Source organism: Cellulomonas sp. P5_C6 (assembly GCF_054049635.1).
Genome location: NZ_JBFULZ010000127.1, coordinates 1 through 11637, shown reverse-complemented (window position 1 = coordinate 11637; position 11637 = coordinate 1). Strand labels below are relative to the sequence as shown.

General features: G+C 72.0%; 10 protein-coding genes and 1 pseudogene. 10 read left to right on the top strand and 1 reads right to left on the bottom strand.

Annotation, left to right across the window (positions count from 1 at the left end; genetic code table 11):
• On the bottom strand, positions 1 to 869 hold an 869-nt coding region (locus tag ACXJKG_RS14285), incomplete at its 3' end, for an MMPL family transporter (RefSeq protein WP_456846409.1).
• 92 nt (positions 870 to 961) lie between these two features.
• On the opposite strand from ACXJKG_RS14285, the gene ACXJKG_RS14280 reads away from it, so the two are divergent.
• From ACXJKG_RS14280 to ACXJKG_RS14235, 10 genes and pseudogenes are all read left to right on the top strand, one after another.
• Positions 962 to 2332: a replication-associated recombination protein A gene (locus tag ACXJKG_RS14280; protein WP_456846408.1), complete on the top strand. Its 1371-nt coding sequence runs from the start codon at positions 962 to 964 to the stop codon at positions 2330 to 2332.
• A gap of 208 nt (positions 2333 to 2540) precedes the next feature.
• Complete coding sequence (gene rpsD, locus ACXJKG_RS14275; protein ID WP_370505192.1) at positions 2541 to 3167, top strand: 30S ribosomal protein S4; 627 nt, start codon at positions 2541 to 2543, stop codon at positions 3165 to 3167.
• Between the two features lie 110 nt (positions 3168 to 3277).
• Positions 3278 to 3646 carry a DUF948 domain-containing protein gene (locus tag ACXJKG_RS14270; RefSeq protein ID WP_456846407.1) on the top strand — a complete coding sequence of 123 codons (369 nt, stop codon included), beginning with the start codon at positions 3278 to 3280 and terminating at the stop codon, positions 3644 to 3646.
• Positions 3646 to 4011, top strand: coding sequence for a hypothetical protein (locus ACXJKG_RS14265; RefSeq protein ID WP_456846406.1), 366 nt, complete (start codon positions 3646 to 3648; stop codon positions 4009 to 4011). Before ACXJKG_RS14270 ends, ACXJKG_RS14265 begins: the two co-directional genes overlap by 1 nt.
• Before the next feature lie 70 nt (positions 4012 to 4081).
• Positions 4082 to 6760 carry an alanine--tRNA ligase gene (gene alaS, locus ACXJKG_RS14260; protein ID WP_456846410.1) on the top strand — a complete coding sequence of 893 codons (2679 nt, stop codon included), beginning with the start codon at positions 4082 to 4084 and terminating at the stop codon, positions 6758 to 6760.
• A gap of 1 nt (position 6761) precedes the next feature.
• Entirely contained in the window at positions 6762 to 7331 is a 570-nt protein-coding gene (ruvX, locus tag ACXJKG_RS14255; protein WP_456846405.1) for a Holliday junction resolvase RuvX, read from the top strand.
• Between the two features lie 58 nt (positions 7332 to 7389).
• Positions 7390 to 8541, top strand: a complete 1152-nt coding sequence (gene mltG, locus ACXJKG_RS14250) for an endolytic transglycosylase MltG (RefSeq protein WP_456846404.1) — start codon at positions 7390 to 7392, stop codon at positions 8539 to 8541.
• Positions 8538 to 9359, top strand: a complete 822-nt coding sequence (locus ACXJKG_RS14245) for a shikimate dehydrogenase (protein ID WP_456846403.1) — start codon at positions 8538 to 8540, stop codon at positions 9357 to 9359. Before mltG ends, ACXJKG_RS14245 begins: the two co-directional genes overlap by 4 nt.
• 88 nt (positions 9360 to 9447) lie before the next feature.
• Complete coding sequence (locus ACXJKG_RS14240; protein ID WP_456846402.1) at positions 9448 to 11121, top strand: GspE/PulE family protein; 1674 nt, start codon at positions 9448 to 9450, stop codon at positions 11119 to 11121.
• 118 nt (positions 11122 to 11239) lie between these two features.
• Positions 11240 to 11637, top strand: a pseudogene (locus ACXJKG_RS14235) (type IV pili twitching motility protein PilT); the annotation flags it as partial.

Here is an 11637-nt window from a genome sequence, read left to right as displayed (position 1 = left end):
CCGCCGTCGTCGTCGACCAGGCGGTGCAGCTCCTCGCGGAACCGGGACACCATGAGCAGGCCCCAGTCGATCGACAGACCGAGCCCGAGCACCGTGACGATGTTGACCACGGACGAGTCGAGATCGAGCACGTACGAGAAGGCCAGCAGCGCGGCGAGACCCCCGGCGATCGACGCGATGGCCCCGGCCATCGGCATCGCGGCGGCGAGGAACCCGCCGAACACCAGCACCATGATCAGCAGCGCGACGGGCAGGGCGATCGTCTCGCCCGTGCGCAGGTCGGTCTCCACCTGGTCCGTGATGGCCTGCACGATGAGCGTGTTGCCGCCGACGATCCCGGTGACGCCGGGCGCCGCCACCTCGAGGTCGTCGGGGACGTCGCGCAGGCGCGCCTCGACCTCGTCGAGCGCGGCCTGCTCGTCGTCGGCCGACAGGTCCGGCTCGATCTCGACGACGACGAGGAAGCCGTCCCCGTCGGTGGCCACCAGGGGAGCGGCTGCGGGGTTGGCCGCGCCGTCCGGCAGCCCGAGCGGGTCGATGACCGACGCGACCCCGTCGATCGCGGTCAGCTCGGCTCGCACCGGCACCATCGCCGTGGCGACGTCCGGGTCCGTCGGGTCGACACCCTGCAGGACGAGCGTGAGCGACGGTCCGCTCTGGTCGGCGTCCTCGAGGATCTGGCGTCCCTCGGCGGACTCCGAGCCGGGGACCGACGGCGCACCCGTGCTCAGGCGGTCGAAGAGGTTCTCGCCGTGCACCCCGAGGACGGCCAGACCGTATCCGAGCACGGCGAGGACCAGCCACGCGACGACAGTGAGGCGTGGGTGATGGGCGACGGCGCGACCGACACGGGCGAACACGCGGGCCATCGTCGCAGGTGGAACGACCGGCGCGCACACGGGGCACCCGTTCGGCGTGCCCGCGGCGCTCGGACGTCGGTCCGCGTGCGTACCCTGCCCGCATGGACCTGTTCGATGCGGTGACGCAGACGGCCGCGGGGCTGCCCGCCGTCGGAGCCGGGGCACCGCTCGCCGTCCGGATGCGACCGCGGGAGCTGGGCGAGGTCGCGGGCCAGGAGCACCTGCTGGTGGCAGGCTCCCCGCTGCGCCGACTGGTCGAGCCCGCCAACGAGGCGGCGCGGCGCGCGGCACCGACGTCCGTCGTCCTCTGGGGCCCTCCGGGCACGGGCAAGACGACGCTCGCGTACCTGATCGCCGCGACGTCGGGCCGCCGGTTCGTCGAGCTCTCGGCGGTCACCGCCGGCGTGAAGGACGTCCGGGCCGTGATCGAGGACGCCAGGCGCCGGCTGGCCACCGACGGGACCGAGACGGTCCTGTTCATCGACGAGGTGCACCGGTTCACCAAGGCGCAGCAGGACGCGCTCCTGCCCAGCGTGGAGAACCGGTGGGTGACGCTGGTGGCGGCGACCACCGAGAACCCGTCGTTCTCGGTCAACTCCCCGCTGCTGTCCCGGTCGCTGCTGCTCACGCTCCAGCCGCTCGACACGGACGACGTGCGCCGGCTGGTCCGGCGGGCCGTCGAGGACGAGCGCGGGCTCGACGGCTCGATCACGCTGGCCGACGACGCCGAGGACCACCTGCTGCGGCTCGCCGGCGGCGACGCGCGCAAGGCCCTGACCATCCTCGAGGCGGCAGCGGGCTCGGCGCTGTCCGAGGACGACGCGGTCCCGCCCGTGCTGGTCGACCTGGCGACCATGGAGCGGGCGATCGACGTCGCCGCGGTCCGCTACGACCGCGACGGCGACCAGCACTACGACGTCATCAGCGCGTTCATCAAGTCCATGCGCGGGTCGGACGTCGACGCGTCGCTGCACTACCTCGCGCGGATGATCGCCGCGGGGGAGGACCCGCGCTTCATCGCCCGCCGCATCGTGATCGCGGCGGCCGAGGACGTGGGCATGGCCGACCCCAGCGCGCTGCAGACGGCGGTCGCGGCGGCGCAGGCCGTCGCGCTCATCGGCATGCCGGAGGCGCGGATCATCCTGGCCGAGGCCGTGGTCCACCTGGCGACGGCGCCGAAGTCCAACGCCGCGTACCTCGGGATCGACCGCGCCCTGGCCGACGTCCGGGCCGGCCGCATCGGGTCGGTCCCTCAGCACCTGCGCGACGCCCACTACCCGGGCGCCAAGCAGCTCGGCCACGGGACCTCGTACCTGTACGCGCACGACCAGCCGCACGCCGTCGCCGCCCAGCAGTACCTGCCGGACGAGCTGCTCGGCACGCGCTACTACGAGCCCAGCGACCGCGGCTACGAGCGGCAGGTCACCGAACGCCTCGACCGCATCCGCGCGATCCTCGACGACCAGGCCTGATTCGGGGATCGGGGTCGTCGCAGGGTAGAGTGTCGAGGTCGTCCGCGGGACGGGTGTGCTCTGAACGTGCAGCACGCCCCCGGCCGGACGACCACCTGGGGCCTTAGCCAGCGTCGAGAACAGACGCGACGCATCCACGGTCGGCCCCACGCCCGGCGGAACATCTCCGTCTCCGGGTGTGACGTCTACAACGACAGGAAGTAACTCTGTGAGCAGCGTGACCCGCTCGCGTCGCCAGGTGCGCCTTTCGCGCGCCCTCGGCCTCGCGCTGACGCCCAAGGCCGTCAAGCACTTCGAGAAGCGGCCGTACCCCCCCGGCGAGCACGGCCGTGCGCGTCGTCGCACCGAGTCGGACTACGCCGTCCGTCTGCGTGAGAAGCAGCGYCTGCGCGCSCAGTACGCGCTGCGCGAGAAGCAGATGGCTCGTGCGTACGAGGACGCCCGCAAGGCCCCGGGCCTGACCGGTGAGGCGCTCGTCGAGAACCTCGAGACCCGCCTGGACGCSCTCGTCCTGCGCTCSGGCTTCGCCCGCACGATCCTCCAGGCCCGCCAGGTCGTCGTGCACCGTCACGTGCTCGTCGACGGCAAGATCGTGGACCGTCCCTCCTTCCGCGTGAAGCCGGGCCAGACGCTCCAGGTCAAGCCGAAGAGCCAGGCGACCGTCCCGTTCCAGGTCGCCGCCGCCGGCGCCCACCGCGACGTCCTCCCGGCCGTCCCGGGCTACCTCGACGTGCAGCTCGAGAAGCTGAGCGCCGTCCTGGTCCGCCACCCCAAGCGCGCGGAGATCCCCGTGACGTGCGAGGTCCAGCTGGTCGTCGAGTACTACGCCCGCTGATCCGATCTCTCACTGACGCCCCGCCGCGCACCTGCGCTGCGGGGCGTCCGTGCGTCCGGGACCGGTAGGGTTTCCGCGGGGTCGAAGGCCCCGGGACCAGGAGGCAAGACATGTCGGTGGGTGACGTCGCGGGGCTGATCGCCGCGATCGCGTTCGTGCTGCTGGTGGGCTTCCTGGCGGTGCCCCTCATCAAGCTCGGGCGGGTGCTGGACGAGACCCGGACCTCCGTCAAGGAGATCACCGACCACACCGTGCCGGTGCTCGACGAGACCGCCACGCTGGTCGCCTCGTCCAACACGCAGCTCGAGAACATCGACACCGTCACCACCGCCGCCGCGCAGGTGTCGGAGAACGTGTCGGCGCTCACGTCGCTGTTCGCCGCGACCGTCGGTTCGCCGATGATCAAGGTCGCCGCCTTCTCCTACGGTGTGCGCCGCGCCCTGTCGGGCCTCGCGGCGAGCGCGCGCCGGAGCCGATGATGGCGCGCCGACTGACCTGGCTCGCCCTGGGCGTCGTCGTCACGGTGATCGTGATCCGCAAGGGCCGCACGATCGTCGAGACGTACCTCCCCGCCGGGACGACGGACGCGCTCGACGGTGTCCAGCGCGTCTCGCACGCCGTGGCCACGCTCAWGAGCGAGTTCCTCGTCGGCATGGCCGAGCGCGAGCAGCAGCTGCGGCACGACCTCGTCGGCGACGTCGACGTGGAGGCCCTGAAGGCCGAGCGACCCGAACGGGTCGAGAACCTGCGCCGGTCCTGGTCCGCGGCCCGTCACCGCGACGAGGACTGGGCCGCCGGACCCACCGAGGACCCCGACGACGACGACGGCTACACCTTCTTCTGAGCTACCGGGAACACCCAGGGCGTCACCTGACGCTGCACCACAGACACGACAGATGGACGACGAGGACACGATGCGTACCGCCGAGATCCGCCAGCGCTGGCTCGACTACTTCGAGGGCAACGGCCACGTCGTCGTGCCCTCGGCCTCGTTGATCTCCCCGGACCCGTCGACGCTGTTCGTCATCGCCGGCATGGTCCCGTTCATCCCCTACATGCTCGGCGAGCAGACGCCGCCGTGGAAGCGGGCGACCAGCGTGCAGAAGTGCGTGCGCACCCTCGACATCGAGGAGGTCGGCAAGACCACGCGCCACGGCACGTTCTTCCAGATGAACGGCAACTTCTCGTTCGGCGACTACTTCAAGGAAGGCGCGATCACCTACGCCTGGGAGCTGGTCACGGGCTCGCGCGAGAACGGCGGCTTCGGCTTCGACCCCGACAGCATCTGGGTCACGGTCTTCTACGACGACGACGAGGCGGCGGCGCTCTGGAAGCAGATCGCGGGCCTGCCCGACGAGCGGATCCAGCGCCGCGGCTGGAAGGACAACTACTGGTCGACCGGTGCGCGCGGCCCCGCGGGTCCGTGCTCGGAGATCTACGTCGACCGCGGTCCGGAGTTCGGCGCGGAGGGTGGCCCGGTCGTCGACGAGGACCGCTACCTCGAGATCTGGAACCTCGTGTTCATGCAGTACGAGCGCGGCAACGGGGGCGGCAAGGAGGACTTCCCGATCCTCGGCGAGCTCAAGCAGAAGAACATCGACACGGGCATGGGGCTCGAGCGGGTCGCGTACCTGCTCCAGGGCGTCGACAACCTGTACGAGATCGACGAGGTCTTCCCCGTCATCCAGGGTGCGCAGGAGCTGTCCGGCAAGCGGTACGGCGCGGTGCACGACGACGACGTGCGCATGCGGGTCGTCGCCGACCACGTGCGCAGCGCGCTGATGCTCATGGGCGACGGCGTCACCCCCTCGAACGAGGGCCGCGGCTACGTCCTGCGCCGTCTGCTGCGTCGCTCCATCCGCTCGATGCGGCTGCTGGGCGTCGACGACGTCGCGCTGCCCACGCTGCTGCCGATGAGCCGTGACGCGATGAGCCCGTCCTACCCCGAGCTGGCGCAGAACTTCGAGCGGATCAGCCAGGTCGCGTACGCCGAGGAGGAGTCATTCCGTCGCACGCTGGCAGCGGGGACGACGATCCTCGACACGGCGGTGCAGAACGTCAAGCAGAAGGCGCTCTCGGTGCTCTCGGGGTCGCACGCGTTCCAGCTGCACGACACGTACGGCTTCCCGATCGACCTGACCCTCGAGATGGCGGCCGAGCAGGGTGTGGCCGTCGACGAGACCGCGTTCCGCACGCTCATGAAGGAGCAGCGGGACCGGGCGCGGGCGGACGCGCTGGCCAAGCGCGCGGGCCGCGCGGACAACGCGGCCTACCAGGACCTGCACAGCACGCTGAGCACCGAGAACGCCAAGCCGGTGCAGTTCATCGGCTACACGGACGCGACTGCGCGGTCGCGGGTGGTCGGCCTGCTGGTCGACGGGGTGCCCGCGCCTGCGGCGACCGCGCCCGCGGACGTCGAGGTCGTGCTGGACGTGACGCCGTTCTACGCCGAGGCGGGCGGCCAGCTGGCCGACACCGGCACGATCCTGCTGGACGGCGGCGCGCGCATCGAGGTCGACGACGTGCAGGCGCCCGTCAAGGGGCTGTCCGTGCACCACGGCCGGCTGGTCGACGGCACGGTGACGTTCGGCGAGTCCGGCACGGCGTCGATCGACGTCGACCGGCGGCGCGCGATCGCCCGTGCGCACACCGCCACGCACCTGGTGCACAAGGCGCTGCACGAGTCCGTCGGCGAGAGCGCCACGCAGGCGGGATCGCTCAACGCGCCGAGCCGGCTCCGGTTCGACTTCCGCTCCCCGTCGGCGACCCCGTCGCAGGTCGTCGCGGAGATCGAGGCGCGCGTGAACGAGCGGCTCCAGGACGACCTCGAGGTCACCGACTCCGTCATGCAGATCGACGAGGCCCGCGGCCGGGGGGCGATGGCACTGTTCGGCGAGAAGTACGGCAACGAGGTCCGCGTCGTCGACATCGGCGACGGCTGGTCCCTGGAGCTGTGCGCGGGCACGCACGTGAAGCGGTCCGGCGAGCTCGGGCTCGTCACCCTGCTGTCCGAGTCGGCGATCGGCTCCGGCGTGCGGCGCGTCGACGCCCTCGTCGGTGCCGGGGCCTACGGCTACCAGGCGAAGGAGCGCGCGGTCGTCGGCCAGCTCTCCGGCCTGCTGGGGGCTCGTCCCGACGAGCTCGCCGAGCGGGTGTCCTCGCTGCTCACCAAGCTGAAGGACTCCGAGAAGGAGCTCGCGACGCTGCGGCAGGCGTCGCTCCTCGCGCAGGCGGGCTCGCTGGCCTCGGGCGCGGCGACGGTGGGGGAGACCCGCGTGGTCACCCACGACGCGGGCGAGGTGGGCGGCGACGAGCTGCGCACCCTCGTGCTCGACGTCCGGTCGCGCCTGGGCGAGAGCACGCCCGCGGTCGTGGCCATCGGCGGGATCAGCAAGGGTCGGCCGGTCGTCGTCGTGGCCACGAACGCGAGCGCMCGCGAGCGCGGCGTGCGTGCGGGCGCGCTGGTCCGCACGGCCTCCGGKATCCTCGGCGGCGGCGGTGGCGGCAAGGACGACCTGGCGCAGGGCGGCGGCACCGACCCCGCTCGCCTGGCCGAGGCGCTGGCTGCGGTCGCGGCTGCGGCGAACGGCTGACGTGCAGGGACACACCGACCCCGGTGAGGTCGTCGCCCGCGGGCGGCGCCTCGGGGTCGACGTCGGCTCCGTGCGCGTGGGGCTCGCGACGAGCGACCCTGACGGCCTGATCGCGACCCCTGTCGCCACGCTGGCGCGAGCCACCGGCGGCAAGGGCCGGCTGCCGGCCGACATCGCCGAGGTGGTGCGCGAGGTGCAGGAGCGAGGTGTGGGTGTTGTGTACGTCGGACTTCCCATGCACCTGTCGGGGACCGAAGGCTCAGCATCAGAGGCCGCGCGCGCGTACGCTGTCCAACTGGCGCAGGCAGTCGCACCCGTCACGGTGAGGCTCGTCGACGAGCGGATGAGCACGGTGTCCGCCCATCACGCGCTGCATGCGTCCGGCCGATCCGGACGCAGCCACCGTCAGGTCGTCGACCAGGCGGCCGCGGTGGTGATCTTGCAGTCCGCGCTTGACGCGGAGCGTGCGTCGGGGCGTCGTCCCGGTGAGCGGGTCGTCGTCGACCCAGCGAAGCACGGTCCGGTGGCGCGCGGGGGGGCTGCGGGCGACGCACGGACGACAGTGGAGTGACGCGCACGTGACCAACAGCCAGACCGACCGCTGGGCCCCTGTAGATCGGAGTGACGAGGTGAGCGACCTGTTCGGTGGCGACACCCGCGTCGCGCCCGTCGAGCACCGGCCCTCGCGCGCCCGAGGCCGGGCCAAGGAGCAGCGTGAGCGCAAGCGCCGCCGTCGCCGCTCGATCTGGGTGCTCGTCGTCGCGGTCCTCATGGTCGCCGGCGCCGCCTACGTCGTCGTCGAGCTCATGGGCGGGATGTTCCACGTCGGCGGCTCGAACGCCGGCGGCAACGTCGAGGACTACTCGGGTGTCGGGCACGGCAGCGTCGAGGTGGTCATCAAGCCTGGGGACACCGGCGCCCTGATGGCGTCGACCCTGGTGGATGCCGGTGTCGTCGCCAGCGCGACGGCGTTCAACGAGGCCTTCGCCGCCAACCCGCAGGCCAGCTCGATCCAGCCGGGCACGTACCGCATGCTGCTCGAGATGAAGGCGTCGGACGCGGTCATCGCGCTGCTGAACCCGTCGAGCCGCGTCTCGATGAAGGTGACCATCCCCGAGGGGCTCACGCGGGACCAGATCGTCGCCAAGATCAACGAGAAGACCCTGATCCCCGTCGAGGACATCACCGCCGCGCTGGCGGACCCGACCGCGATCGGCCTGCCGGCCGAGGCGAACGGGAACTCGGAGGGCTGGCTGTTCCCGGCCACGTACGACGTCGAGCCCGGTGCGACCGCGGCGAGCGTGCTCTCGCAGATGACCGCGCAGACCGTCGCCGTCCTCACCCAGAAGGGTGTCCCGCAGGACCAGTGGGAGACCGTGCTCACCAAGGCGTCCCTGGTCGAGCGCGAGGCGCGCCTGGCCGAGGACCGGCCGAAGGTCGCCCGCGCGATCGAGAACCGGCTGGCCAAGGAGATGCCGCTCGACATCGACTCGTCGGTGGCCTACGGCCTGGGCAAGCCCGGCACGGCCGTCACCACCGCGGACACGCAGGACCCCAGCAACCCGTACAACACGTACAAGAACCTGGGCCTGCCGCCGACCCCGATCGCGTCGCCGGGCACCGCATCGATCGACGCCGTCCTCTCGCCGGCCGAGGGCGACTGGCTGTTCTGGGTGACCGTCAACCTCGACACGGGCGAGACGCTCTTCGCCAACAACCTGGCCGACCACCAGGCGAACGTGGAGCAGCTCCGCGAGTGGCAGGCGGCGAACGGGAAGTGACGTCCTCCGCCCCCCGACGGGCGGCGGTGCTCGGACACCCGGTGGCGCACTCGCTGTCACCGACGTTGCACCGTGCCGCCTACGCCGCGCTCGGGCTCGACGACTGGCGCTACGACGCGATCGACGTGACCGAGGAGGCGCTGCCGGCGTTCGTCGCCGGTCTCGACGGCACCTGGGCGGGGCTCAGCCTCACCATGCCGCTCAAGCAGACGGTGATCCCGCTCCTCGACCACGTCGAGCCGCTGGCCGAGGTGGTCGGCGCGGTGAACACGGTGCTGGTCCAGGGCCGCACGCTCATCGGCGCGAACACCGACGTGCACGGCATCGTCGCGGCGCTCGCGCTCGACGGCCCGGTCCGGACCGCGGCCGTCCTCGGGGCCGGCGCGACCGCGTCGTCCACGCTCGCCGCCCTCGCGCAGCTGGGCTGCACGTCGCCCGTGGTGTACGTGCGGTCCGTCGCCCGGGCGGGCGGTCTCATGCGCGCGGCCCACCGGATGGGCGTCACACCGGTGTACCGGAACCTCGACACCGCGCCGTCCGAGATCGGTCGGGCGGACGTGGTCGTGTCGACCCTGCCGCCGCACGCCGCCGACGATCTCGCCGCCGGCCTGAGCGCGGTCGGCGGCGTGCTGCTCGACGTCGCCTACGACCCGCGGCCCACCGCGCTGTCCGTCGCCTGGGCCGCCGCCGGGGGGGCGGTCGTCGGTGGGGAGCAGATGCTGCTGCACCAGGCGGCCGAGCAGGTGCGCCTGATGACCGGGAGGTCGGCCCCCCTGGCCGCCATGTCGGCGGCGCTCGAGGGCAAACTGACCCACTGATCCGCTCACGCAGGTCGCTGCACCTGCCGATTGACCCGAGGAGACATCCGCGCGGTCACCGGCCGCCGGCAGAGGCGGAGGGACGCGCGTGAAGCAGCTCGGAGAGATTCTGCTCGACGAAGGCCTCGTCTCGGAGGCGCAGCTGCTCGCGGCGCTGGACGAGACCCAGGCCCGAGGTTCGTCGCTGGGCCGCACGCTCGTCGAGCTGGGCGTGCTCTCCGAGGGCCAGCTGGTCAAGGCCCTCGCCGCCCAGGTCGGCATGAACTTCGTGGACCTCGACGACTACCCGGTCGACCGCACCGCGGTGAGCCTGGTGCCGAGCGCGCTGTGCCGCCGGTACTCGGTGCTCCCGGTCGCCCTCGAGGGCGGCTCGATCGTGCTCGCGACGTCCGACCCCGGCAACGTCATGGCCGTCGACGACGTGCGCAACGTCTCCGGCATGCCGGTGATCCCCGTCATCGCCACGCACGACAACCTGCTGCGGGCGATCGACCGGTTCTGCCGCGCGGACGACGAGATGGAAGACCTCTCGCAGGCGTTCGAGGAGTTCACCGCCGAGCCCGAGGCCGACCTGTCGAAGATGGGGGACATCGCCGACGACGACGCCCCGATCGTGCGATTCGTCAACCTGCTGGTCACGCAGGCGATCACCGACCGCGCCTCGGACATCCACATCGAGCCGTCCGAGAAGGACCTGCGCGTCCGGTACCGCATCGACRGCGTGCTGCACGAGACCCAGCGGGCGCCCAAGCAGATCCAGAGCGGCGTGATCAGCCGCGTGAAGATCATGAGCGACATCGACATCGCGGAGCGCCGCAAGCCGCAGGACGGCCGCATGTCCGTGGTGCACAACGGTCGCAAGATCGACCTCCGCGTGGCGACGCTGCCCACCGTGTGGGGCGAGAAGATCGTCATGCGAATCCTCGACAACTCCACGGCGAGCCTCGACCTGCGCGACCTGTCGTTCCTCGACTCCAACTACGAGGTCTACCGCGAGGCGTACACCAAGCCCTACGGGATGATCCTGGTCACCGGCCCGACCGGTTCGGGCAAGTCGACGACGCTGTACGCGACGCTGAACGCGGTCTCCAAGCCCGAGATCAACGTGATCACCGTCGAGGACCCGGTCGAGTACCGGCTGGCGGGCATCAACCAGGTCCAGGTCAACCCGAAGGCCGGCCTGACGTTCGCCGGCGCGCTGCGCTCGATCCTGCGCTCCGACCCCGACGTCGTGCTCCTCGGTGAGATCCGCGACCACGAGACGGCGCAGATCGCCATCGAGGCGGCCCTCACGGGTCACCTCGTGCTCTCCACGCTGCACACCAACGACGCGCCGTCGGCGGTCACGCGTCTCACGGAGATGGGGATCGAGCCCTTCCTCGTGGGCTCCGCGCTGGACTGCGTGGTGGCCCAGCGGCTCGCGCGGCGCCTGTGCAGCAAGTGCAAGGAGCTGTACCAGCCGTCGCCCGAGGAGATGATGAGCGCCCGCTTCCCGTGGATGCCGGGCGAGCCGATCCCCGAGCTCTACCGGCCGGCCGGCTGCGTGACGTGCTCGAAGACCGGCTACCGCGGGCGGCTCGCGCTGCACGAGGTCATGCAGGTCACCGAGGACATCGAGCGCCACGCCGTCGCGCACTCGTCGTCGGCCGACATCTCCGCCACCGCCGTGAAGCAGGGCATGATCCCGCTCCGCGACGACGGCTGGCAGAAGGTCGTGCTCGGTCAGACCTCGATCGAGGAGATCCTCCGCGTCGTGGCGTGACCCCGTCGGTGCACCCCAACGTGCACCGAAGTCTCAAGTCGGGCATCGGCGCCGCCGATGAACGGTCCAGCGGCACGTCCGTGCCGGTCGCACACCGCGACCACGTGGAGGGAATGACGTGAGCGAGAACTATCCGGCACCCATGGGGGAGCCCTCGCGGCCGTTGCCGCCGTACCGGCCCGCCGGTCCGCAGGTCGGTGCCCCCGTCCAGCAAGGCGCGACAGCGATGTTCTCGCCCATCCCGTCGCAGAGCGCGCCCGGCGCCCCGGCGGCGCCCGCTCCCGCGCCGTCCTACCAGGCCGCGCCCTCGGGCCCTCCGGCCTACCAGGCGGCGCCCACCGGCCCGCMCGCCTACCTCCCGCCGCAGTCGGCCGCGCCCGCCTACGGCGCCCCGCAGGCTCCGGCGACGTTCCAGCCCGGCGGTCCGGCGGCGGCTCCCGCCACCAAGGTCTTCATGCCCGTGCAGCCGCCGGCCCCCGCGGCCCCGGCCGCTGCGCCGGCGACCCCGCCGGAGGG